The organism is Ruegeria arenilitoris, from assembly GCF_013031355.1.
In the GTDB taxonomy this organism is placed as follows: domain Bacteria; phylum Pseudomonadota; class Alphaproteobacteria; order Rhodobacterales; family Rhodobacteraceae; genus Ruegeria; species Ruegeria arenilitoris_C.
Window position 1 is genome coordinate 597,615 of the sequence record NZ_WPZO01000002.1, and the last position, 22,998, is coordinate 620,612.

A 22,998-nucleotide genomic window follows, 5' to 3' on the forward strand; every position below is an offset into this window, starting at 1 on the left:
GAAAGATGTCTGCTTCAGAAGCTGAGCATATACTGATCGTAGAAAGCGCGGAGAAGAAGAGCTCGCAAAAAATCACCGATGAGTTGCCGGTTGTAATTGGGTATCCGCTGAAAGCAGTGGCCTTTGTCATGAGACAGATCGTCATGTTTGCCGGCTTTCTGATGGCCTTCACATTTGGGGCCGTTGTTGTCATCCGGTACGGATTTGGTGGCGATCTCTTCGCCTACGAAGAATGGCTTCTGGGCATCAGCATCATCGGTTTTTTTGCGGGCGCTGTTCTGGCCTCTGCCCGCAACCTGCATATCAACGCGGACATTCTGGGCATTGTGATCCAAAACCCTCGATTGATCTGGTGGCGCGGCTTTGTCGTCCTGACCGTCGAGGTCCTGGTGATCCTGTTTCTTATGTATGCGTGCTACGTTTCGCTGCTCGATGACTTCTCATTCCCGCGACTGCGCGCAACGCCAGTGCTGCGCATTCCATTTGTGACCTGGCGGATTGCAATCATGATTGCCTTTGGCCTCATGGCAACGTTCACGGCGGCATATTTGTACGTGCATATCCGCAAGGGGCTTGGCCTTCCCTTGAGATCAGAAATGCAAAAAGGAGAAACCCAATGATCATCGGAGGAAGTCTCCTTATCGTCTGCTTTATGCTGCTGTTGGGCGTTAGCGTTTACGTGGCATTCGGATCGGTCTTGATTTTCATCGCAATTGTTGGAGATCAATCCATCACCGGCTACCTGCCGACCGGCTCTACGGGCATCCGTTCATTGGTGCTTTTGGCAATCCCGCTCTTCATGATCGCCGGTGGCATCATGGAAAAAGGCAAAATTGCCGCCCCTCTTGTTTCGCTGGCTGAAATGTTCATTGGCCATATCAAAGGGGGGCTGAGCGCGGCGGGGGTACTGGCCTGCGGTGTGTTCGGCTCCATTTCCGGCAGTGCGAACGCAACGCTGACCTGTATTGGCGGCATCATGATGCCCCATCTGAAAAAGGCCAACTATCCGGGCGGTCAATCGGCTGCGCTGATCGTGGCGGCAAGCCCGCTGGGCCTGTTGATCCCGCCCAGCTCGTCGCACATCCTTTATGGTTGGGTCGCCCAACAGCACGTGCTGAAATGCTTCTTGTCCACGGTCATTCCCGCCATCATCCTGATCACGCTTCTGATTGTGGTCAATCAGTTCATGCTGCGGAAGTACCACGACATCAATCTGACGGAACGCCCAAAGCCGTTTCTGCCGACATTCGGAGTACAGGCGCGGTTGGCCGGGCCTGCGCTGATGATGCCGCTTATCATTCTGGGTGGGATCTATGGCGGGATCATGACACCGACCGAGGCCGCCGGGATCGCCGTGGTCTACTCGATTCCGATCGCGATTTACTTCTATCGTGGCCTGACGTGGAAAACGCTGGCTCAGACCATCCAGAACTCAGGCGTTACGATTGGCGTGGTCATGGTCATGATCTTCATGGTTCTGATCGTGTCGGACAACCTGATTTCACAAGGCGCGCCCCAACTGGCCAAGGATCTGGTCTATTCCGTGTCAGACAACCCGATCGTGATCCTTTTGATGATCAACGTCGTGATGATCCTGATCGGAATGCTGATGGACGACATCTCGGGTCTGCTTCTGGCTACACCAATCCTGCTGCCTATAGCTCAGAGCACTGGCATGGATCCGATCCATTTTGCGGCTGTGATTGGCGTGAACCTGGGGATGGCAAACATTACACCTCCGACAGCGCCCCTGCTCTATCTTGGTGCTCAGGTCTGTGATGAGCCGGTTTCGCGCATGCTGTGGCCGACTTTGATCTTCATTGTCTTTGCCTGGCTTCCCACGCTGATGCTGACAACCTTCGTACCAGAGCTGGCTCTCTTTCTGCCGGACCTCCTGCTCAGCAGGTAGCGGCGAGGAAGTGCAAAACCGCAAGGCAAACAAAGAAGCGCGCACCCCATTCTGACTCGGGGTGCCGGCGCACTCTCTCAAAGATGAACCGGGAGAGACAAGTTCGCAGCAAAAAAACCGGGTACCAAAAACAGAGGTTTGAAATGTATACAAATATCCTAGTCGCGCTGTCTCTCGAACACGGCATCAGTGATCACGCACTCTCAGCGGCACACGCCCTTGTATCCGAAGGTGGGAAAATCACGGCAGCACATATTCACGAACCACCAAACAGGCAGATTATGTACTATATGGACGAAGGGATTGCGCAAAAATCTCTTCAAAAAGCAGAAGCGCGCCTGGCCGAACGCCTGAAAGGTGAGACCGAGGTCGCTTCCGTCCTGCTCGAGAGCCAATCTGCCGGGCGGGCGATCACCGAATACGCAAACAAGCATGGTATCGACTGTATCGTCCTTGCTTCGCACAAACCCGGGATGAAGGAGTTCTTTTTGGGCTCAACGGCCGCTCTCGTCGTTCGCCACGCTCAGTGTTCGGTGCATGTACTCCGTATATGAAGATTACGCTCGCAACAGGTCACACACCTAGCCCTGCGAATTCCTGTGCTGATAATCATGAGCCTGGAAGTTGTTTCACGAAAACTCTCATATGCATCTGATTGGCTCAACTTCTCCCGGCTCCGGCAATCTCATGTCATCAGGTCAGATCCATGAACGCTTCTGTTGCGAAACGTATAGAAGACGAACTCATGCTCGGCTCAGACTACCTCTGGCCCGGTCGCTTCCGCGAACGACCGCACATCCCGGCGCGCCAATAGGTGCGGATTGTTCGAGGCCGGGTCACATCTATCGGCCTCGACGCGAACACCTACGGCGTTTTGCTCCAGACCTCGGGGTTGATCATATGAACCGGGGCGCCTTCTGCATAAGCGTTCACCTGATCAAAGATATCGGCGAATTGCAGGTCGAACTCGTCCTCGGTCACAAAACCAATATGCGGTGTCGCGATCAAATTCGGATGTGACAGCAGCGGATCGTTAGGATCGGTCAGCGGCTCGGTGTCGAACACGTCGATTGCCGCCTTTCCGGGACGACCGGCATTGAGCGCGTCCAGCAACGCCCCCGGTGCGATCAGCCCCGCCCGGGACGTATTCACAAACAGCGCACCTGGCTGCATGGTTGCGAAATCAGATGCAGTGACTATCCTTTGCGTGCCCGGTTTCAGGCGCACATGAATCGAGACGACGTCGCTTTCGGCGAAGAATGCCTCGCGGCTGGCGGCAATTGGGGCGCCGTCCGCCTGTGCTCGGGCGCGGCCTTCATCTGATGACCACCAGACCACATTCATCCCGAAAGCCTTGGCATATTCTGCAACCGCGCGAGCGATACGACCATAGCCATAAAGCCCGAGTTGACGACCACGCAGAGTCTTGCCCACGCCTGCTTGCCAATTCCCCGCTTTGACAGAAGCCATCTGCGTGGGCAAATCTCGCATTCCGGCCATAATAAGAGCCCAGGTCAGTTCTGCGGCGGCATAAGATGGCGTCCCGCCGTGCATGTTTGAACACAGTAAAACGCCATGATCCGAACAGGCTTGTACATCCACATGAGGATACACGCTGCGTTGGCTGATCAGTTTGAGATTGGGTAACTTCTCAAGCAACTCACGCGTCACTTTGATACGTTCCCGGAAGAGAACAACCGCCTCTGCGTCCTGCAATCGGCTCGCCAGCTGGGCAATGTCTTCAACGTGGTCTGTCCAGACCGTCACGTCGTGTTGGGCAAGCTTGGCAAAGCAAGGCAGACCACGCAACGTATCAAACCAGTCATCCAGGATGTGAACTTTCATCGGCTTTCAATACTCCGCCCGGGTGTGAGCTTTCTTGGCGTTGGAACAAAACAAGGGGCTTCGAGTGCAGCCAGTGCTTTGCGAACACGTTCGCTTTGATCGAGCAAGTGATTGAATTGCTCGTCGCATACAGCAATTGGTGTCGGATATTCCACCATGTCTCGCCGCAGCGCCGCCTGTGCCAGCTTGAGTTCCTGTCGGGCAATGTCGAGGCATTCTGAATAATCGTCCATGGCATCACCTCCTTTATGTATACTATTGTATACCATTAGGATGGCCTGATCAACTCCCATCCCACACACTTTGGGGCACATAGATATGGCCATCGGCCAGCTTGCGCCCAGTTCGCACCAAGCCAGCGGCACTCAGTGAAAAGCCATCTTCGTTTGAAAAATCGACCAGTACATCGATTTTCCCCGAGGCGTGTTCGAGTACGACTTCTGCCGGGCTGGCGACCGCGCGCTCAAGCAGCCCGTCTGCCACGGTTCCCGGCGTCAGCGCGCAGGAAGCCATGCATTGCGCCCCCGTAACTGCCATGGTTGGGTGCGTCTTCCACGGCATGAAGTACCGGACAGCAATCGTTCCACCGTCCTTGGCCGGGGCAAACAGCCCGAACTTCGGCGTTACCGACTGAGAGACATCCCCCATTCCCATCAATTCGCCAGCTTCTATCCGAATAGCTTCCATCCGATCAAAGAACGCGCGATTTGCGTCCAACTCTTCTGCGCTTTCATATCCCGTCAGACCAAAATCCGAGGCGCGCGCAATGGCCATGGGCATTGCAACATCCATGCAGGTCAGCTCGATCCCCTGAACAGTGTCTCGCAGATTTCCCGTGGGCAAAAAGGCACCTGTAGAGGAACCAACGACCCCCATGAAACTCAGTTGCACCGGTGCTGAGTGTCCCGGAACACCAGCAATTTCAGCCTCACCGTCATAGGTCAGTTCACCGCCCGGGGTCTGCACTTTGGCGACCACTTGTGCCCCCGTGTTGACGGCTCGAATCCGCATTTCGGTCTGATCACCTTGCGGCGAAATCAACCCCATCTCGATTGCGGCAGGCCCGACCCCAGACAGGATATTCCCGCAGGTCGGCTTGAAATCCACCAACTTTTCCTCGACCGAAACCTGGGCGAAGAAATAATCGATATCTGCCCACTCATCTTCGCTGACCGAAAGCATCGCGACCTTGGTCGTGACCGCCGCACCGCCGCCTATTCCGTCGATATTCAGCGGGTGACCGGCACCCACTGCCGCGATCAAGACCTCAGCCAAGATATCTAGGTCCTCTGGCAGGTCAGACCGCTGGAAATACGGGCCGCGCGAAGTGCCTCCTCGCATGAAAACATACGGAATTGCCGTCTGGGTCATTTCAGGCCCTCCTCAACAAGGTTTGTCAGAACTTCGGTGAATTCATGGGTGCCAAGGGTCCCCTGCAGGTCGCGTGTTCGAGTTTCAGGCAGCGCAAGGACGATACCTACGGACGCGCGGATCAAGTCCGCAGCGGCTGTTTCGCCCAGATGCCGCAGCAGCATCTCGGTCGACAAAACAAGGGACACCGGGTTGGCCTGATCCTTGCCCGCAATATCCGGGGCCGATCCGTGCTGTGCCTGCGCGACAGCGTGGCGGGCGCCGAAATTCAAGGACCCGGCCAACCCCAACCCCCCGGCCAGTTCAGAGGCCAGGTCGCTCAAAATGTCCCCGAACATATTTGTGGTGATCAAAACGTCGAACTGCGCGGGATTCCGCACCAAATGGGCCGCCGCGGCATCCACGAGCATTTCGTCATACGTGACACCGGGGAACGTATCGGCCATGGCTCTGGTGCAATCGAGGAACAAGCCATCCGTCATGCGCATGACGTTCGCCTTGTGAATGACAGTCACCTGTTTGGGGGGGCGCGACGCGGCCAGCTCGAACCCGGCTCGTGCAATATCCATGCTGGCGGCACGCGTGACCTTCCTGAAGGCGAGGGCCACATCTGGTTCCGGCATGAACTCTCCGCCACCGGCGAACATGTTGCGGTCGGCGTAGAACCCTTCGAGGTTTTCGCGCATCACGACCAGATCAAACGCCTTGCGGGACGGTGCATCCAATCCGGGCCACGTTCTGGCCGGGCGATGGTTGGCGAAAAGCTCCAGTTCTTTTCGCAGAACTCCCGAAGGATTGCGCCCGCCCTGATCGACCGGCGGATAGCTGTTATGCGAAACCGGTCCAAGGATAACTCCGTCAGCGGCCTTGGCGGCATCGACGACCGCCTGAGGGATTGTGGACCCTTCGGTCTCCAACGCCGCAAAGCCGATCGTCTTCTGCTCGATTTTGACCTCTCGGTTCAGGGCCGGGCTGGCAGCTTGCAAAACTGCCAGTGTTGCGGCCATGATCTCTGGCCCGATGCCGTCCCCTTCGAGGCATAACAGCTTTAGTGGATCGCTCATTTCAGCGGCCACGGCAGGCTGACCATGTCCTGAAGCAGACCGGGCGGGAAATCCCGGTTCAGTGCGCCTGCCATGAAGCACATGAAGCCGATGCCACAGGCAGTCAGGATCAGGGTCATTTGCCAGCTTGAACCAGCACGAATGCGGAAGAAGGCAATCAGGAACCCGATCAGGGCGAGGATGAAGCCCACGACCCAAGTGGCCGCGATCAGACCCGCAAACCACGCCAGAGTCGACCAAAGCCCATGCGGCGCACTGGCATCCTCTCCGGCAAGTTCCTTGTCGGCAAAGATCGCATCACCCTCGGGTCTCCGCATCATCTGGATCAACAGGATCACGCAGCAGAACAAAGACACACTGCCGATCACCAGGGGGATGATCTTGTCGGTCATGTTGTAGTCGGGGATCATGTTGGCGTTGACCAATGCGACGATCAGATAGGCCATGATCACCAGCAGGAACACCAATGGCGCACGTTTGCTGCCCGATTTGACCTCGCCCTCGGCCATGATCATCTTGGCTTGCCGGATGCCCAGAATGACCGAAGCCACAGTAACCAAGATCAGGATAATCACGATCGGGCTGAAAACATATTCCATGCCCTCACCAAAGCTTTTGCGGAAGCGGAATGAGGCGATCTGGAACGCCTGATTGGTGAATTTCTCGACCGGGTTTGACAGGACGAAGCCAATCAGGAAGGCCGGGCGCGACCAATCGAAACGGCGCAGGAAGATGCCGATCAGGCCAATGACGAACAGGGCCAGCAGGTCTTCGAAATTCTGACCGGACTGGAAGGCCGCAAAGCTGATCAGCATGAACAGAAACGGCGCAAGATAGGTGAAGCGGATCGTGGTCAGCTTGGCGATCCCGCCCGAGGCCGCGATGCACAGGATGGTGCCCACGACGTTGGCCAGCGCCAGCAACCAAACAATCGAATAGGTGATGTCGAGGTTGTCCTTGAGCATGCTCGGACCGACCTCGATATCGCCAGACCCAAGCAGAGCAACCGCACCGATGAAGATCGCCATTGATCCCGAACCCGGGATGCCGAACAGCAGCGTTGGCACCAGCCCGCCGCCTTCCTTGGCGTTGTTCGAGCTTTCCGGCCCGATGACACCGCGCACTTCGCCTTTGCCGAAGTTGCTTTTGTCCTTGGTGGTTTGAACCGAATGGCCGTAGGCGATCCAGTCGACCACCGACCCTCCGAGACCGGGAATGACGCCGACAACCACACCAATGATAGAACAGCGGACCGACAGCCAGATATTGGCAGCCCAGTCTTTGACACCGTCCAGCCAACCTGCCCCCAGCGAGGCGCCTTTGGCAATCGACCGGTCTTGCCGCAGCAGCGAGACGATCTCGGGAACGGCAAAGATGCCCAGGCCAACGATGACCAGCTTCAGACCGTCCGTCAAATAGGGAATGTCATAGGTCGCCATACGCAGCGACCCGCCCGCGTCTGCTTCGCCAATCGTTCCGACCATCAGGCCCAGGCCGGCAGCAGCGACGCCTTTCAATGGGATACGTCCTGCCAGGATGGCAACCATCGACAAGCCGAGGATGGTGATCATCAACATCTCGGGCAGGCCAAACGCCAGCACAATGGGCCGCGCGATCAGGATGAACATGGTCAGGAATGTGGCCCCAACCAAACCGCCAAACAGAGATGAAGCAAAGGCTGCCGACAGCGCCCGCGCGGCCTCGCCCTTTTTCGCCATCGGGAAACCGTCCAGCACCGTGGCCTGCGAGGCGGAACTGCCGGGGATCCCCATAAGAACTGACGCGAAGGTGTCAGAGGTCGGAACAACGGCGACCATCCCGATCATCAGCGCGAGGCCAAGGATCGGGTCCATACCGAACATGAAAGGCAGCAACAGGGACAGACCAGCGATACCCCCAAGCCCCGGGAAAACACCTACGGCCAGCCCCATAACGACGCCGAGCACGAGGTAGCCAAGAACGATGGGTTGCAGGATGAGTCCCCACGCGTCACTGAGCGCAGGAACAGCGGTGGCGAAAACCTCCATAGCGGCCGCCTTTCATAAATTGTCATGTGTGCAGAAAACGCGCGCCCAATGGCGGGCACGCGCTGAGGAGGTCGGCTTAGTTCAGCTCGACTCCGTAGGCCTCTTTCAGCCAGTTCAGGACGTATTGCTTGGCACTGTCATCGACATTCGTGGCCGTTTGCAGCGCGACTTGCGACCCATCGCCCACGAATACCGGATACTTGCCCACACGCTTTGAGGAGATATCGGCAAAGTCGGCCCGTTCGGTTACCGCCTGGAAGGCAGCAGTATAGGCATCAACGACCTCGGGCGGCGTGTCACCTGGCAGGAAGGCCAGTTTCTGCACCGGGAAGCCCGCCACGAAAAAGGCTTTCCAGGCGTCCCAGGCCGGACCGCTGGTTTCACAGCCATCGGTGGCTTCGCAGACCTCTTTGAACGTCGGAATATCCGGGAAAGTCGGGTCGCGGACAATGTTGCCGGCGGCATCCAGCGCACCCCAGGTCATCATCGGCACGGCCTGACCGGCCTCGACCAACGGGGCCGAGCCGCCCAAATACCCGGACGAGGTCTGATAATCGATGTTGGCTTCGCCACGTTCGAACATTAGACGGCCGTCACCACGGCCCTTGATGCCAAAGACTGGCTCGACATTCATGCCCAGCATTTGCCATGCCAGCAGCGGTACAAGATCCAGACGGGTCGCACCCTGCGAACCGTAGATGAAGCTGGTGTCTTTCAGCGCATTTGCGGAACCATCAAACTTGGCTCCGTCCTCGGCGTTCAGATAAGCAACACCACCGGTTCCCGATGCCATGACCGGGATCCAATCATTGTATTCATAGCGCACGCGTGGATCGCTCAGCAGATAGGGGAACTGGGTCGAACCCGAAGTGCCAAACAGCAGCGTTCCATCATCATGATTTTGTTCCTGGAACCAGTTCGCCCCTTTGGTCGACCCGGCACCCGGCATGAATTTCACCACCACGGTCGGCTGACCCGGCAGCGCCTCGGACAAAAGCGGCGCAAAGAAGTTGGCCCATTTGGCAGACCCGCCCGTTTCCGAAAACGGGATGACCCATTCGATAGTCTTACCCGAGAAATCGACCTCGGCGGCGGCAGGTGCAGCGATACCGGCGGCGGCGATCAGCCCCACGACGGCGCGACGGGTAAAGTTGGAAATGGCCATTGGTTCCTCCCTGTTGACCAGACAACCACGCCAGCGTCTCTCGCGCCACCGTGATCGCAAATAGAACTGTGGGGTTGATTCCCCCTCCCATCTGGCAATCATGGAGCGCCAACCTTGCGTGAAACTTGCAGGAGACCCGATGCGGATCGTCATCGTCGAGGATAACGAAACCCTCGCCAACGCTATTGCCTATCGTCTGCGCGATCGGGGCCACGCAGCAGACGTGCTAACGGATGGCGATGAGGCGGACCTGTACCTTCAGCAAGAAGGCGCAGACCTGATTGTTTTGGATATCAATCTGCCCGGTCAGTCGGGATTGGAGGTTTTGCGGTCCCTGCGCAATCGAGGCGACAGCGTACCGGTCATCTTGCTGACGGCGCGCTCCGAGACCAGTGACCGGGTGTCGGGCCTGGACATGGGTGCAGACGATTACCTGGTCAAACCCTTCGAGATGGACGAACTGGAGGCCCGCATCCGCGCCATGTCGCGCCGCAAACAACTGGATTATGGATCACGCGAAACCATCGGCAGCCTGGAATTTGACCGCACCGCCCGGCAAGTCAGCGCAAATGGACAGGTGCTTGACGTCCCGCGCCGAGAAATGGCGGTGCTGGAATGCCTGTTGGAGCGGCGCGGTCGGATTGTTCCCAAAAGCCAATTGACCGACTACGTCTACGGCGTGGGGGCCGATGTCGAAGACTCAGCCGTTGAACCTCATGTATCGCGGTTGCGTAAACGCCTTCAGAACCTGGGCATAAGGATCAAGACAGCCCGCGGCCTTGGGTATCTGCTTGAGGTGCAGAAGTGATCAGACATGGTTCGCTCCGGCTCAGGCTCTTTATTTTGATCCTGACGCCGCTGGTTCTGATCGCAATACTGCTTGGATATTGGCGCTACACGGTTGCACAGCAAACGGCGCAAGAGCTTTTTGACGACAGCTTGTTGTCCGCTGGTCTGGCGATCTCGCGCGATGTGGCGATTTCAGAGGGCGATGCCTTGTCGCCTACCACGCGCAGCTTGATCCGCGATGCGTCGGGCGGAGAGATATTCTATCACGTGACCGGGCCCGGTGGTATCTACGTGACCGGTTATGCATATCCTCCAGCCTCCGCGAGCCCGTCGGAACAAGACGCATACAAGCCGCAGTTTTTTGAAGCAATTTATCGTAATGAGCCGGTGCGTGTGCTGAAAATGACTGAACGGATCACACTGGATAACCTGGTGGGCGATGCGACGGTCACGGCCTGGCAACGGATCGCAGACCGCAATGCCTTTGCCAATGAGCTGTCAATCCGAGCAGCGATCTTGATGGGTGTTTTGCTTGCGACCCTGGCTTTTGTTGTCTGGTTCGGCGTCGCGCGAGGTCTGCGGCCCTTGCTGGATTTGCAAAACGCCATCGACTTGCGCTCACCTGACGACCTGAGCGAAATCAAACGCCCGGTTCCGGTCGAGGTCCATGGCATTGTAAAAACCCTGAACCGGCTGTTTGGGCAGGTCGAAACCAGCATAAACGCCCATCAGGTGTTCATCTCCGAAGCCGCCCATCAGTTACGAAATCCAGCAGCCGCGGTTCAGTCGATGGCCGAAGCGTTGCGGGACGCAAAAACGGAAGCGGACAGAGACAAACGCATCGCGGAGTTGGTGGCAGCGGCAAAAAACTCGGCCGCGGTCGCCGAGCAGTTGTTGTCTCTTGAGCGGTTGAGGCAACCGACGCATCAGGACCAGATGGAGAAAATTGATTTCCGCGCAGTCGTGGAAGAGGCCTGCGCGGAGATGGGCGTTCACATCCTTGCAAAGGGCGTCGAATTCGAGGTCACGATGCCGGATACGTCGATCATGGTCGCGGGTGATCGAGTTTTTCTGGCGGAGGCCATAAAGAACTTACTGGACAATTCGATGAAACATGGCGGCACCAAACTGAGCATCATTTCAGTTGTGCTGCAGTGCGATCAGGATACGATCCGGCTGACTGTGACCGATGACGGCATTGGGTTGACGCCCGACCAAAGCGACACGGCCTTCAGCCGGTTTTCTCAACTAGAACCCTCCGACGGAAGCGGGTTAGGCTTGTCGATCGTTTCAGCAGTCGCACGTCGCCACGGAGGTCAGATCCTAATCAATCCGGCCGTAAAAGGAGCAAGCCTAACGCTTGAACTTCCAAAGACGCGATAAGTTCTGTTTGGCCGGAATAGCAAAGAGCACTTTCCACTTTTCTAGTGACTATTTGCGATTACAGCGAATGACCTCTTTCCGATAGTTACCGACCAAAGCAAAGGCACTTCAACAAATCTCCGCTTAGTCCATGGCAATCTCAATCCATTCAGCAGAACTGAGCAGGATCGGCGCGTCTTTGGAGCCAATCCTTGGTTCATTTTAGCGTCCTTTACAGCCGGGAAACGAAGAACAAGCGCATATTGTTACTGCTCGGGGTTCTTTGATCCAAACAGCGTCGCTTGGCCTGTCTGTGCCAGAAGCAACCGTGGCATCTCAACTCTTCGAAGTTGATTCCGAAGCGGGGCGCAACCCTGTGTGTTCCATGTAGAGTAACGATTGTTCTGCAGAGCAAAGCCTACCCCTTCCAAAGTCCTGGTTCGGAGCAATGTCGTCGCAGACAAAGTGGTCATTGGCCACCATCCTGAGATCGTCGAAATGCGAGGATGACCTTTCTCATTGGGGTGGCAAGGCTGAGCCATGGCTTATCAAGGATTTTTATGTGTGCCCCGCGCTCAGCGATCCGCTGAATAATGGTTACGCCGTCAATCATGGATCTGTTGACTTCTGTAATTGAAGCCAATTGGAAAAATCCTGAACCGTTTCAGTTTCAGCAACCCGGAGCGGTCTATAGAGGAAGTATCCATAGTCGGAAAGCGTAGTATCCGATAGCCGATACAACTTAGTGCTTCGCAGCTCCTCTTGTACGAGATCATCCAAAAGGGCAATCCCCTGACCGTCGATTACAGCCTGCACCCGGACGTTCGGGTCGGGAACAATCAGCACATCGCGCCGCGCTTGCCGTGGAAGCCCGGCCGCTCTCAGCCATTCGGACCAGGCGTTGCTGTCATCGCGATCCCTCAGCAGAGTAAATCGGGAAATCGCGCTCTCCATGCCTATTTCTGAAACCTGCTGCGCGGCCTCCGCATTGCCGACTGGGTAAGAACGCAGGGGCATGAAGGGGGTGACAATGCCATCACGCCACTGTCCATCGCCCCAGCGAATGGCCAGATCAACATCCTGCAACTCCTGCTCGGAAAACTGAACCATTGGTTGAATTCGCAATTGCACGCTCTGATGATCCTGCATGAAGGACATCAGCCGAGGCGAGAGCCAGCGTGCTGCAAAATAGGTTGAGACTCCGATCGTCAAGGTGCGCGAAACGATACCCTTCAGCGCAGAAAGTTCAGATTCGATCTCGTCATACTGAGGCTGACAGATTGCCAACAGCCTGAGACCCTCACCCGTCAGGGCAACGCCCCTCGTCGTACGCCGAAACAGAGACATACCAAGATCGTCCTCCAGCGTTTTGACCTGATAGCTGATGGCACCCTTGGTCATGTTGAGCGCTTCTGCCGCTTCCGAAAAGCTGGCGTGACTGGCGATCTCGACAAAGAGTCTGAGTTGATCGTGATGGCGGAACCTGGATGACATAGATCAGAGTATAAATTTCTTGAACGCCGTGAAAAGAAATTTTCGATTTTCCTGTTCGTTATATCGTGCAGATTAGTTCCTGGCCCCGCATGGAGGAGTAAGGGTGTTGGTCAATTTAAACGCAGATCCTCATTCGCCGCCTTCGACAACCCACCGCGTCAAGGCCCGTCGTAGGCGGTTGGTGCGCCACAACACACCAGAAGTTGCAGCGCCGTTTTCGGGGCGCAGTATCCCGGCATACGCGTTGTTGAACGACGCGGCACTGAAGAGAATCGAGGATCAGGCCGACTGGATACTGAACGAAATCGGAGTGGAATTTCGCGGCGATCAGCAAGCATTGGATCTGTTTGCGCAGGCGGGCGCGCAGGTTTCCGGTGAACGGGTCCGTTTCAAACCCGGCCATGCGCGTGAACTCTGCGCCACCGCACCCGAGACGTTTCTGCTGCACGCGCGCGACCCGAACAGAACTGTGACCCTTGGTGGGGACAATGTGGTGCTGATGCCGGGCTATGGATCGCCTTTTGTGACCGATTTGGAAAAGGGCAGACGCTATGCCACGCTCAAGGATTTCCGGAATTTCGTGAAACTCACCTTTGGTGCGCCGGCCTTGAATCATTCCGGGGGCACCGTGGTCGAACCAACGGATGTACCGGTGAACAAGCGTCATCTGGACATGATGCTGGCGCATCTCACGCTGTCGACCAAGCCGTTCATGGGGGCAGTGACAGCCCCCGAGCGGGCAGAGGACAGTATCGCAATGGCGCGACTGGTTTTTGGGTCGGAGGTTCTGGAACGCAATACGGTGATGCAGGCCAATATCAACGTCAATTCCCCGCTGATCTATGATCACACAATGTCCAGCGCGTTGCGTATCTATGCCGAGGCAAATCAATGTGTATGCGTCTCACCGGCGATTTTCGCGGGGGCAATGGGACCGCTGTCGCCGGCGGCCGTCGCCGCGCAGACATTGGCCGAGGCAATGGTCGGAATTGCGCTGGCACAGTTGGTCAGGCCCGGCTGCCCAGTTGTCTTTGGCTCCTTCCACTCGACGATGAACCTTCGCACAGGTGGACTGACCTTTGGCTCGCCCGAGGCGAATATGACCACGATGGCGATCACCCAGTTGGGCCGCAGATTGGGTGTGCCGGTTCGCTCCGGTGGCGGACAGATCACGTCATCGAATGCGCCGGACGGGCAGGCCATGCAGGATAGTGCCGGTGCGATGTGGTCTACGATATTGTCCGGCGCGCATCAGGTTTGGCACGCGGCAGGCTGGCTCGAAGGCGGGTTGGTTATGTCCTATGAAAAATTCATCATGGATTTGGATCATTGCGGTGCGATTCTGAAAATGCTGCGAGGGTTCGAAACAGATGACGAGGCCTTCGGCCGTGATGCCTATCTAGAGACCGAGCCGGGCGAAAATTTCCTGTCTAGCGGCCATACCTTGCGACACTATACATCTGCCAATTTTGAGCCCCAGATTTCCGACCCAGGCCCCTACGAGAGTTGGATCGAAAATGGGGCTCTCACATCGGATCAGCGCGCCTCGGTGCAATGGCGGCGGATGCTCAACGATTACCAACCTCCTGAAATGAACCCGGGCATCCGTGCCGCGCTTGAGGATTTTGTATCTGAACGCAAGGCCGCGATGCCGGATGAATGGTACTAGAAAGGAAAATCATGACCGAAGAACTCAGCCGCAGGTCGGCGCTTGCATCGCGCCACACGGCCCTTGGATCCGGTTTGGAAGATTGGAACGGCATGGGCACTGCCTGGACCTATGACACGGACCCGAATGACGAACATGATGCGGTACGCGATCGCGCGGGTATGTTCGACATGTCGCCCCTGAAAAAGGTATTTGTGAGGGGGCCGGATGCGCGGGCGGTTCTGGACCATCTGACCACACGAGATCTGAAAAAAGTCACACCGGGCAAAGCGGCATATCTGTGTGTGCTGACTGATCAGGGCGGAATTGCGGACGATGCGATTGTGTCTAACAACGGCGGCGATGAGTGGATGATAGTGCATGGATCGGGTGACACGATGGCGCTGCTTGAGGCCTCGGCTGAAGGCAGAGATGTTGAGGTGCAATTTACTGATGACCTACACGACCTGTCCGTACAGGGCCCTGCAGCGCTGGATATCCTCAACGCTCATTCCGATATCAACCTTGGGACACTGGCCTACTTTGAACATGCGCCAGCGACGCTGTTTGGCCATGCTTGCCGCATATCGCGCACTGGCTATTCCGGCGAACGCGGTTATGAGATTTTTGCCGATGGCAGCGTCATCACTGAAATCTGGGACAAGTTGGCGGCCGCTGGCGTTATGCCCTGTTCGTTCACGGCGCTGGATAAAGTGCGCATCGAAGCGGGCCTGTTGTTCTATGGCTATGACATGACCGAGGACAACACCCCGTGGGAGGTCGGCCTGGATTTTACAATAAGTACTACCAAAGCCGATTTCCGGGGGAAAGCTGCGCTCATGGCTGCTAAAGGAAATGAGAAGGTCAACAACATCAGCATTGATATCGACCACCCCGACTTGGTCGAAGGTGGTGAAACCCTGATGATGGACGGCGAAAACGTGGGCGTGATCAACAGCCCTTGCTATTCGCGCCGCATGGGAAAATCACTGGCTTTGGCCCATGTGCAACCGGGATTGCCCGTCGGTACATGTTTGTCGGTAGCTGGCGATGCTTTGAGTACAACAGCAAAGATCGTCGCCGGCCCAGTCTATGACCCTGAAAAGTCACGGACACGTAGCTAAGCAATGGGATTGAGCCGCAAAAGGGCGATCGTTTCGGTCGTCCTTAAGAACTTGGAGACAAGTTTTAAACAATAGAGACTATCACCAAAGCGGCCGTTTGCTCACTTCGCGAAAACAGCAAATACGGGTTCATTTCCGCCCGATGCTTGAGCAGAAATCGCGCGTAAGTTGGCCTTGGAAACCCGTCGATCAATCCTGCTCTTAGAAGCGCGCTGTAAGCGCGGTGCTGATAAGTGGATGCGGAGGGAGGATCGGTGGGCAAATCATGCCAAGAGTCCAACTCCCCGCAGTCACCCCGAAATGCAATACCTGGAACAAGGGGCGGATCATCGGTCAGAAACGACCGCTGCTGCCCAAGCAGGTTTGGGCAGCAGCGCACGACTTGAACTTGCCGGAAACCTGCGTGCCCCCGCCGCCATCGACAGCAAGCCGCACGGCCGCGATCTGGTCCAGCTGGCCGTGACTGATCTCGTGAAGGATGATCGTGTCCGGGAGCGTGTTTCGGTGATCCAGAGCAAGACCAACCGACCCGTTCAGCTCGAACAGACGGAAAATACGAGAGAAACCGTGCCGGCCCGGGTCAGATCATCCGAGATGTTTGCATACCGGTTCATCTTCCCTGGCCATTTCCATGACCGGCCACACATTTCGACGCGCCAGTTTGGTCAGCTTGTCCCTGACTGGGTGACGGCGATTGGCTTGGTGCCAAGTGAAAATGGCACGCATTCACTCCGCCGGGCAAGGGCAGCGGAAATATACCTAAAGACCGGTAATCTTCGCGCTGTGCAACTGCTGCCTGGTCGATCGAAGATCGACAGCACCCTTCACCATTTCAAAGCGGCTTTCCGTCATTCATGTGGCATTGGTTCATGCCGAGCCCTTAGAAGCTGTGTCAGTATCTCGCTGAGTGTGCTCGCAGAACAATACTCGGCGCACTTGCATAACCCAGTATGTCGCCGCGCGGCAGGAGTTCCGCCCCTTCATACGTTCCGCGGCGAGGTCTGTGAGAGAGATGATCAAGTCTCGCAAAAAAGCCGGCATTGCTGCAAATGCCCAATGTCGCAACCAGTAGGTTTTCTCAATTTCCTTTCAATACAGTTGACCCGGAAGTTGGGCAGCCGAGTATGAGATGACGAACACGCAGAGTGAGACCGCAATCAGAAAGAGTAATGACGGGCGAGGCGTACTCTTTGTCTTTGCGGCCGGGGTTCTTTGGTCGACAGTCGGGCTCGGTATTCGCCTAATTGAAGACGCCGTCGTCTGGCAGATCCTACTCTATCGTTCGATAAGCCTCAGCCTGTTTCTCTTGGTTGTTATTCGATTGCGCACCGGAGAGATGCCTTTTGTACACCTTCGTCGCCTTGGTTTTCCTGCTGTTATCGCGGGGCTGTCACTGGTTGCAGCTTATTCTAGTGCGATCTATGCGATTCAGGTCACTTCCGTCGCCAATGCGATGCTGCTTTTTGCCTCTGCTCCGTTCATGGCGGCAATTCTGGGGTGGATTATCTTGAAAGAACGTGTCCGTAGGGCAACCTGGATATCCATTTTCGTCGCCATTTGTGGCATTTCGATTATGGTCGCTGACAAGACCGGAAGCAGTGCAATTCAAGGCAGCGTCGCGGCTCTGGGATCTGCTCTTGGATTTGCTGTGTTCACAGTGGCTCTGCGCTGGGGAAAATCGACCGACATGCTGCCATCGGTTTTTCTCTCTGGCGTTTTCGCAGTAATTATCACATCCACGATTTGCCTGTATTTACACTTGCCTTTACTCCTGTCCCCCCGCGACGGTGGCATTGCGATGACCATGGGCGTTGTTCAGGTTGGTACGGGTCTTATTCTCTACACTATTGGATCTCGCGGTCTGCCTGCGGCTGAACTAGTCCTTTTGTCCCTTGCAGAGGTTCTCCTTGGCCCGGTATGGGTCTGGCTATTTCTGGGTGAAACGGCAACTGTTAACACACTACTCGGCGGCGGCGTGCTATTGGTGGCCATCGTTGGGAATGCCATCTCGGGGAAACGCCCCCGTCCGCCGCCAATCACGGGCTAACCCATGCAAGGTCATACTGTTTTGCCCGCTTTTCCCTGATATTAATCTGGACCAGATCTTTTCCATTCCCTGTAAATTCAGTCAGGTAGCTTTACTTAGGTTGTGCGGTTTCAGGCTGGATGAGTTTGGCGCTTTCTGCGCGGGAATGGGAGTGAAGCCGCAAGACTACACTGGCGGCAAAGCGGTGCGCGACTAGTAGGAAAACAATGTCAACGTCACTAGATTCGAACCGCCCGAGGTCACGCTGTCGCCCTTATCGAGATGACCCATATGCCCGGCGGGCCGGCTTTTTTAATTTTTTTCCAGAAGACCACTGAAACTGGCGGAGAAGTTCCGATCAACGACAACCGCCTGACGCCGGAGAACTTGATTCGGCGATTGTCGAGGAAACTCGCCGTCGCGCCATCCGTTACTACCGCTGGCATCCCGAGGAAAAACCAGCCAGGTCGTGGGTTTGAAACAATCTCTTGGTGTCCGCAACAGGGAAGAGGCCGAGGCTTATCTGGCCCACTACGGTATCAATAGCGACTTGGGGCCGAACGGGTCGATGACCATCTCGCACGGGGCAAAGGTGTTTCAACGCTATTAGGGCGAAGAGGTCTGGCTAAACCAGATGTCTGAAATGCGCTTCTCTTTCTGGACGCAGAACGGTGTCTATTGGGACTATGGTCTGAAAGAAGATGAAATTCGGAGCAACAGCGCCTCTGGTGATGGTGCCGAGGATGACCCGGGTGATCTGGTTCTGTTGGACAACAACCTCTTCCAGTATGGCCGGGTTCACTATTCCGGCACCCACAAACGTTGCGTTTACCTAGGCATCTGAACACTAAAGCAAGAAACCGCCCCGCGACGAACGATGTTTCTATATGACGTAGCGCGGTGGCGTGGATTTTTTTAGCAGTACTAAGAAAAATTTTGATCTTCTCTCGGTTATTCTGTTTTATAGCCAAACCGTCAACCGCAGGAGAAACAGCATGTCAGCCCCGACCGAGCGTGCCAAAGCCAAGCCAAAGGGCAAACCGACCGAGTTGGGACAGGCCATCCGGCGACGGCGCAAAGCCATGGGGTTGACGCTTGATCAAGTGGCGAAGTCCTCGGACCTGACTACCGGTTTCTTGTCTCAGGTGGAAAGAGGGCTCAGTTCGCCGTCCCTGACATCGCTGATGGCGATTGCCGCAGCATTGCACACCAGCATCGAACAGCTGCTGAGTGTGCCAAAAGTCTTTTCGGAGTATGTACCGAAAGACAAACGACAAACGTATTCTCTTGGAACACGCGGGCGTTTCTACGAAAAACTAGGGCCTGGATTTTCGGGCGCCTTGTTTCACCCCCAGATCGTTCATCGCCCTGCGGGCCATGTTTCGGAGAAAATGTGTCATGATGGAGAGGCGTTCTGCTACTTGCTTTCAGGTCAGTTGGAATACCATCTGGGAGACCAGATTTTCATTATGTCCCCCGGAGATGTCATACATCACGACACCTCTACGCGGCACTATTCAGTTGTTCTTGGAGAGACCGAGGCTGTTGAGCTGTGGGTCACAACTTCACCTATCAAAGACACAGGGTCCTCGTGACGCTCTAAACTGATCAGAAAACAATCACGAGGTTCTGGCGGTAAAAAATTTTCACTCTTCACTAAAATTTTCTTTAGTAATTTTAAGAATCACTTATTGTCCCTTCTAAGGTTGGAAAAGAACTATTGCGGGAGGATGAAGAGAATGAAGTTTAAGACGGTATTGGGAATAACCGTTGCTGCTACCCTAGCGATGCCAGCTATGGCGCAGGAACGAGGTGGAACGCTGAACTTTGCCCGTTATGACGGATCACGTCTGATTGACCCGATCTATGCAGACCGCAACCCGGATATCTGGATGGTCGGCAGCCTGTTTGACACGTTGCTACGCGGCAGCGCCGACGGGAACTCGGTCGAACCGGGACTGGCCGAAAGCTATTCTGTTTCCGACGATGGTAAGACTGTCACTCTTACCCTGCTCGAAGGCGTCATGTTTGCAGATGGCTCACCTATGACTGGCGAAGACGTCATTTTCTCGCTGGACCGTGCGCGCAACCCTGACCTGAGCCCTTGGGCAGGTTTGCTGGGTTCGATTGACACGGTTGCTGCAGATGGCAACACAGTTACCCTTTCGCTGAGCGCGCCAGACCCGACAATCCTGTCGATGCTGGCCACGTTCAACACGGCTATCGTGTCCAAAGCCGCGTTTGATGCGGCCGCTGGTGACACTGATCAGGACAAATCTGCCGCCATCTTTGCGGCAACAACGGCCGGGGTCGGCTCGGGTCCCTTCTATCTGTGCGGGTTCGAACAGGGCGCTTCGATGGATTTCTGCGCCAACGAGCATTACTGGCGCATGGGCGCGGACGGCAAAGCCCTGCCCTATCTGGACGGCGTGCATTTTGAGATCGTACCCGACGACGCCACCCGTATCCTACGCCTGCAAGCCGGTGAGGTGGACGCTGCCGAGTTCATCCCCTTCAGCCGCGTAGCCGAATTGGAGGCTGATCCGAGCATCGACATGCAGCTCTATCCGTCGACCCGGATCATCTATTCGCCGATCAACACACGCGAAACCCGTGCAGATGGGTCCCCGAACCCAATGGCTGATCCGCGTGTCCGGCAGGCGTTGAACTATGCCACCAACAAAGATGCGCTGATTGGGGTGGTTCTGCACGGCGCAGGTCAACCCATGAGCTCTCCTCTGATGGCAAAGGCGACACAATATGCTGCGGACCTGAACCCGCTTTATGCCTATGACCTCGACAAGGCCAAGGCGCTGATTGCTGAGGCGGGTGTACAGCCCGGAACCGAGGTGACGTTGACCACTTTGGCGGGATCGGCGGATGATGCGACGATCTTTGCAGCCCTGCAACAGATGTGGGGTGAACTGGGCCTCAGCCTGGTGGTCGAGCAGGTCGATAACGCCACTCGCGGCGCCAAGAACCGTTCGGGCGAATTCGACATTCACACCTATGGCTGGGTGAATGACGTGAATGATCCAAGCCAGGTTGTTGGCTGGCTGGGCTACACGCCAACCGCCAAAGCCGTTGGCACCGGTTGGGAAAATGCCGAGTTCAACACCTTGTTTGAGAAAGCTGCAAGCGAGATGGACGCCGAAGCCCGCAAGGCGCAGTTTGCCCGGATGCAGGAGATCTATGCAGAGGCCGCCCCATTGCTGTTCATGTATGAAACTCCGTTTGCCGTGGCACTGGGAACGGCCGTTGATGGCTATGTCCAGACCCCGCTGGGCAATAATATCTTCGACGAAGCGACTGTAAGCCGCTAACCTCTGACCCCCTCAGCCCGTCGCTCACGGGCGGCGGGTATTCTTTGCGGAGCCAGCGTTTGTCCAGTCTGTCCTATATCTTCAAACGTCTACTTCTGATGATCCCGACCTTTTTTCTGGTCATGGTGATCATCTTTCTGTTGGTGCGTATGCTGCCCGGTGATCCTGCGATTGCCATGGCGGGCGACCGCGCCTCGGACGCTGATATTCAAGCCATTCGCGAACGCCTTGGTCTGACACAGCCAATGTTCGTGCAGTTCTGGCTGTTTCTCACCAACACACTGCAAGGCGATCTGGGACGGTCGATACTGATGCGTACCGATGTCACCACAGTGATTGCAGACCGCTTGCCGATTACCGTGTTTCTGACAATCTACTCGGTTGTTTTGTCTTTGCTGATAGCAGGACCTCTGGCTTTTGTTGCCGCGCTGAACCGGGGCCGCTGGCCGGACGCCGTCATCCGCACTGTTTTCCAAATCGGCCTGTCGATGCCAGTTTTCTATATCGGATTGGTTTTGCTGACTTTCCTCGCAGCCCAGCTGCGCCTGTTCCCCGTGGGGGGCTATGGCGACACCTTTGGAGAACGGCTCTATCACTTGTTTCTGCCGTCGGTGACGGTGGCGCTTTACACCTCGGCCATCATCATGCGGAACCTGCGCAGTGCGATCATCGAGGTTCTGGACGCCGAGTACGTCCAATTCGCCCGCGCCAAAGGATTGCCCGCGCGGCTTATCTTGGGACGGCATGTGCTGAGGAATGCCCTGATTTCGACCGTAACGCTGCTGGGCCTGTCCATCGGCAACCTGATGAGCGGCACCCTGGTCACCGAAACAGTGTTTGCGGTTCCGGGTATGGGGCGGCTGATGCTCGAAGCCATCTTCGCCCGCGATTACCCCCTGATCCAAGGACTGACCCTGACCTTCGCCTTACTGGTGTCACTGGTCTTCCTGATGACGGACCTGTTCCAAAGCCGCCTTGATCCAAGGATGCGCCTGCAATGAGTGATGCAACCTTCACACCAACACAGCCGACCTTTCTGCAAAGGGCTCTGCGCAAACCCGGGTTTGTTGCTGGGCTGATCATCATCGGGTTCTCAATCCTTCTGGCGATTTTTCCGGGGTTCTTTGCCCCGTATGACCCCAACGCAATCGATTATCTTGCAGTCCGCCAACCACCTTCATGGGCGCACCCGTTCGGCACGGATCTGCTGGGTCGGGATAGCTTGTCTCGCGTGATTTGGGCGTATCAGGTGAACATGCAAATGGCTGTCTTCGGCACAGTCTTTGCACTGGTGATCGGTGTCATAGTTGGCGCTCTGGTCGGGTACTACCGGGGTATCGCCGACCTGATCTTTGGGCGGATCGTGGATGCGGTGATCACTTTCCCCTTCCTAGTGCTGGTCATCGCAGTTGTTGCGGTTTTGGGGCCCGGGTTGGTCAATATGTATATCGCGATTTCGGTGGTCTATTGGGTGTACTACGCGCGCTTGATGCGGGCCGAGGTGATTGCGCAAATGGGCAACGACTATGCCGCAGCCGGTGTGGTCATGGGCTACTCCGACAAGCGCATCATCTTCCGCCACCTGCTGCCCAACGCGATAACTCCGGTCATCGTCTATTGGATGACCGATATGGCGCTGGTGATTCTGCTGGGATCCTCGCTGGGTTATCTGGGGCTTGGCGCGCAACCGCCACAAGCAGAATGGGGCGTTCTGATCGCCGAAGGGCGCAACTTCATTTCAACAGCGTGGTGGCTGAGCCTGATGCCTGGCATCGCCATCGTTCTGACCGGGCTGGGCTTTTCCTTGCTGGGTGACGGGCTGGCAGATTTGCTGAGACCGCGAGGGTAACG

The 22,998-nt window shown here is 56.3% G+C and carries 21 protein-coding genes and 1 pseudogene; 15 read left to right on the forward strand and 7 right to left on the reverse strand.

The annotated features are described in order from the left end of the window. The first annotated feature begins 5 nt into the window (after positions 1–5). From GOX63_RS08385 to GOX63_RS08395, 3 genes are all read left to right on the forward strand, one after another. Positions 6–620: a TRAP transporter small permease gene (locus GOX63_RS08385; protein ID WP_254435893.1), complete on the forward strand. Its 615-nt coding sequence runs from the start codon at positions 6–8 to the stop codon at positions 618–620. Then, positions 617–1,909 (forward strand): TRAP transporter large permease, encoded by a 1,293-nt coding sequence (locus tag GOX63_RS08390; RefSeq protein WP_170327520.1) that lies wholly within the window; start codon positions 617–619, stop codon positions 1,907–1,909. The genes GOX63_RS08385 and GOX63_RS08390 overlap by 4 nt, the downstream gene beginning before the upstream one ends. Positions 1,910–2,052: 143 nt before the next feature. After that, positions 2,053–2,463, forward strand: a complete 411-nt coding sequence (locus GOX63_RS08395) for a universal stress protein (protein WP_170327521.1) — start codon at positions 2,053–2,055, stop codon at positions 2,461–2,463. Positions 2,464–2,773: 310 nt separating this feature from the next. On the opposite strand, the gene GOX63_RS08400 is transcribed toward GOX63_RS08395, so the two are convergent. The 6 genes from GOX63_RS08400 to GOX63_RS08425 form a co-directional block, all read right to left on the reverse strand. Continuing rightward, positions 2,774–3,754 (reverse strand): D-2-hydroxyacid dehydrogenase family protein, encoded by a 981-nt coding sequence (locus GOX63_RS08400; protein ID WP_170327522.1) that lies wholly within the window; start codon positions 3,752–3,754, stop codon positions 2,774–2,776. Continuing rightward, positions 3,751–3,987, reverse strand: a complete 237-nt coding sequence (locus GOX63_RS08405) for a hypothetical protein (RefSeq protein WP_170327523.1) — start codon at positions 3,985–3,987, stop codon at positions 3,751–3,753. Before GOX63_RS08405 ends, GOX63_RS08400 begins: the two co-directional genes overlap by 4 nt. Before the next feature lie 49 nt (positions 3,988–4,036). After that, complete coding sequence (locus GOX63_RS08410; RefSeq protein ID WP_170327524.1) at positions 4,037–5,125, reverse strand: 4-oxalomesaconate tautomerase; 1,089 nt, start codon at positions 5,123–5,125, stop codon at positions 4,037–4,039. Next, positions 5,122–6,189 (reverse strand): isocitrate/isopropylmalate dehydrogenase family protein, encoded by a 1,068-nt coding sequence (locus GOX63_RS08415; RefSeq protein WP_170327525.1) that lies wholly within the window; start codon positions 6,187–6,189, stop codon positions 5,122–5,124. Before GOX63_RS08415 ends, GOX63_RS08410 begins: the two co-directional genes overlap by 4 nt. Next, positions 6,186–8,216 (reverse strand): tripartite tricarboxylate transporter permease, encoded by a 2,031-nt coding sequence (locus GOX63_RS08420; RefSeq protein ID WP_170327526.1) that lies wholly within the window; start codon positions 8,214–8,216, stop codon positions 6,186–6,188. The genes GOX63_RS08415 and GOX63_RS08420 overlap by 4 nt, the downstream gene beginning before the upstream one ends. A gap of 76 nt (positions 8,217–8,292) precedes the next feature. Continuing rightward, a complete protein-coding gene (locus tag GOX63_RS08425) occupies positions 8,293–9,381 on the reverse strand; it encodes a tricarboxylate transporter (protein ID WP_170545486.1) in 1,089 nt (362 codons plus the stop codon). A 139-nt stretch (positions 9,382–9,520) separates the two neighbouring features. Here GOX63_RS08425 and GOX63_RS08430 point away from each other — a divergent pair, with 139 nt between their 5' ends. Both GOX63_RS08430 and GOX63_RS08435 read left to right on the forward strand, forming a co-directional pair. Then, positions 9,521–10,189: a response regulator transcription factor gene (locus GOX63_RS08430; RefSeq protein ID WP_170327528.1), complete on the forward strand. Its 669-nt coding sequence runs from the start codon at positions 9,521–9,523 to the stop codon at positions 10,187–10,189. Next, positions 10,186–11,553, forward strand: coding sequence for a sensor histidine kinase (locus GOX63_RS08435; protein ID WP_367646740.1), 1,368 nt, complete (start codon positions 10,186–10,188; stop codon positions 11,551–11,553). Before GOX63_RS08430 ends, GOX63_RS08435 begins: the two co-directional genes overlap by 4 nt. Before the next feature lie 588 nt (positions 11,554–12,141). Here GOX63_RS08435 and GOX63_RS08440 read toward each other — a convergent pair. Continuing rightward, the gene (locus GOX63_RS08440) at positions 12,142–13,026 is read right to left on the reverse strand and encodes a LysR substrate-binding domain-containing protein (protein WP_170545487.1); all 885 of its coding nucleotides are present in this window, start codon (positions 13,024–13,026) and stop codon (positions 12,142–12,144) included. A 103-nt stretch (positions 13,027–13,129) separates the two neighbouring features. On the opposite strand from GOX63_RS08440, the gene GOX63_RS08445 reads away from it, so the two are divergent. The 10 genes and pseudogenes from GOX63_RS08445 (at position 13,130) to GOX63_RS08485 (ending at position 22,996) form a co-directional block, all read left to right on the forward strand. Then, positions 13,130–14,695 (forward strand): trimethylamine methyltransferase family protein, encoded by a 1,566-nt coding sequence (locus GOX63_RS08445; RefSeq protein ID WP_367647200.1) that lies wholly within the window; start codon positions 13,130–13,132, stop codon positions 14,693–14,695. Between the two features lie 11 nt (positions 14,696–14,706). Continuing rightward, a complete protein-coding gene (locus tag GOX63_RS08450) occupies positions 14,707–15,798 on the forward strand; it encodes an aminomethyltransferase family protein (protein WP_170545490.1) in 1,092 nt (363 codons plus the stop codon). A 265-nt stretch (positions 15,799–16,063) separates the two neighbouring features. Then, positions 16,064–16,629 (forward strand): annotated as a pseudogene (locus GOX63_RS23765) (integrase); the annotation flags it as partial. A gap of 298 nt (positions 16,630–16,927) precedes the next feature. After that, complete coding sequence (locus tag GOX63_RS08460; protein ID WP_170327531.1) at positions 16,928–17,845, forward strand: DMT family transporter; 918 nt, start codon at positions 16,928–16,930, stop codon at positions 17,843–17,845. A gap of 454 nt (positions 17,846–18,299) precedes the next feature. After that, positions 18,300–18,434, forward strand: a complete 135-nt coding sequence (locus GOX63_RS23965; RefSeq protein WP_302477145.1) for a hypothetical protein — start codon at positions 18,300–18,302, stop codon at positions 18,432–18,434. 33 nt (positions 18,435–18,467) lie between these two features. Beyond that, on the forward strand, positions 18,468–18,668 hold the full coding sequence (locus GOX63_RS08465; protein WP_170327532.1) for a hypothetical protein: 201 nt from the start codon (positions 18,468–18,470) through the stop codon (positions 18,666–18,668). A gap of 151 nt (positions 18,669–18,819) precedes the next feature. Beyond that, positions 18,820–19,419 carry a helix-turn-helix domain-containing protein gene (locus GOX63_RS08470; protein ID WP_170545493.1) on the forward strand — a complete coding sequence of 200 codons (600 nt, stop codon included), beginning with the start codon at positions 18,820–18,822 and terminating at the stop codon, positions 19,417–19,419. 144 nt (positions 19,420–19,563) lie between these two features. After that, positions 19,564–21,147 (forward strand): ABC transporter substrate-binding protein, encoded by a 1,584-nt coding sequence (locus tag GOX63_RS08475; RefSeq protein ID WP_217356191.1) that lies wholly within the window; start codon positions 19,564–19,566, stop codon positions 21,145–21,147. A 59-nt stretch (positions 21,148–21,206) separates the two neighbouring features. Then, a complete protein-coding gene (locus GOX63_RS08480; protein ID WP_170327535.1) occupies positions 21,207–22,148 on the forward strand; it encodes an ABC transporter permease in 942 nt (313 codons plus the stop codon). Next, the gene (locus GOX63_RS08485) at positions 22,145–22,996 is read left to right on the forward strand and encodes an ABC transporter permease (RefSeq protein WP_170545499.1); all 852 of its coding nucleotides are present in this window, start codon (positions 22,145–22,147) and stop codon (positions 22,994–22,996) included. The genes GOX63_RS08480 and GOX63_RS08485 overlap by 4 nt, the downstream gene beginning before the upstream one ends. The last annotated feature ends 2 nt before the right edge of the window (positions 22,997–22,998 follow it).

Excerpts from the sequence above, each read along its gene's own strand:
- GOX63_RS08475 (WP_217356191.1), top strand. The coding sequence starts at position 19,564 with ATGAAGTTTAAGACGGTATTGGGAATAACCGTTGCTGCTACCCTAGCG.
- GOX63_RS08430 (WP_170327528.1), top strand. The coding sequence starts at position 9,521 with ATGCGGATCGTCATCGTCGAGGATAACGAAACCCTCGCCAACGCTATT.
- GOX63_RS08425 (WP_170545486.1), bottom strand. The coding sequence starts at position 9,381 with ATGGCCATTTCCAACTTTACCCGTCGCGCCGTCGTGGGGCTGATCGCC.
- GOX63_RS08485 (WP_170545499.1), top strand. The coding sequence starts at position 22,145 with ATGAGTGATGCAACCTTCACACCAACACAGCCGACCTTTCTGCAAAGG.
- GOX63_RS08465 (WP_170327532.1), top strand. The coding sequence starts at position 18,468 with ATGCGCTTCTCTTTCTGGACGCAGAACGGTGTCTATTGGGACTATGGT.
- GOX63_RS08470 (WP_170545493.1), top strand. The coding sequence starts at position 18,820 with ATGTCAGCCCCGACCGAGCGTGCCAAAGCCAAGCCAAAGGGCAAACCG.
- GOX63_RS08385 (WP_254435893.1), top strand. The coding sequence starts at position 6 with ATGTCTGCTTCAGAAGCTGAGCATATACTGATCGTAGAAAGCGCGGAG.
- GOX63_RS08440 (WP_170545487.1), bottom strand. The coding sequence starts at position 13,026 with ATGTCATCCAGGTTCCGCCATCACGATCAACTCAGACTCTTTGTCGAG.
- GOX63_RS08395 (WP_170327521.1), top strand. The coding sequence starts at position 2,053 with ATGTATACAAATATCCTAGTCGCGCTGTCTCTCGAACACGGCATCAGT.
- GOX63_RS08390 (WP_170327520.1), top strand. The coding sequence starts at position 617 with ATGATCATCGGAGGAAGTCTCCTTATCGTCTGCTTTATGCTGCTGTTG.
- GOX63_RS08450 (WP_170545490.1), top strand. The coding sequence starts at position 14,707 with ATGACCGAAGAACTCAGCCGCAGGTCGGCGCTTGCATCGCGCCACACG.
- GOX63_RS08415 (WP_170327525.1), bottom strand. The coding sequence starts at position 6,189 with ATGAGCGATCCACTAAAGCTGTTATGCCTCGAAGGGGACGGCATCGGG.
- GOX63_RS08460 (WP_170327531.1), top strand. The coding sequence starts at position 16,928 with ATGACGAACACGCAGAGTGAGACCGCAATCAGAAAGAGTAATGACGGG.
- GOX63_RS08405 (WP_170327523.1), bottom strand. The coding sequence starts at position 3,987 with ATGGACGATTATTCAGAATGCCTCGACATTGCCCGACAGGAACTCAAG.
- GOX63_RS08420 (WP_170327526.1), bottom strand. The coding sequence starts at position 8,216 with ATGGAGGTTTTCGCCACCGCTGTTCCTGCGCTCAGTGACGCGTGGGGA.
- GOX63_RS08410 (WP_170327524.1), bottom strand. The coding sequence starts at position 5,125 with ATGACCCAGACGGCAATTCCGTATGTTTTCATGCGAGGAGGCACTTCG.
- GOX63_RS08400 (WP_170327522.1), bottom strand. The coding sequence starts at position 3,754 with ATGAAAGTTCACATCCTGGATGACTGGTTTGATACGTTGCGTGGTCTG.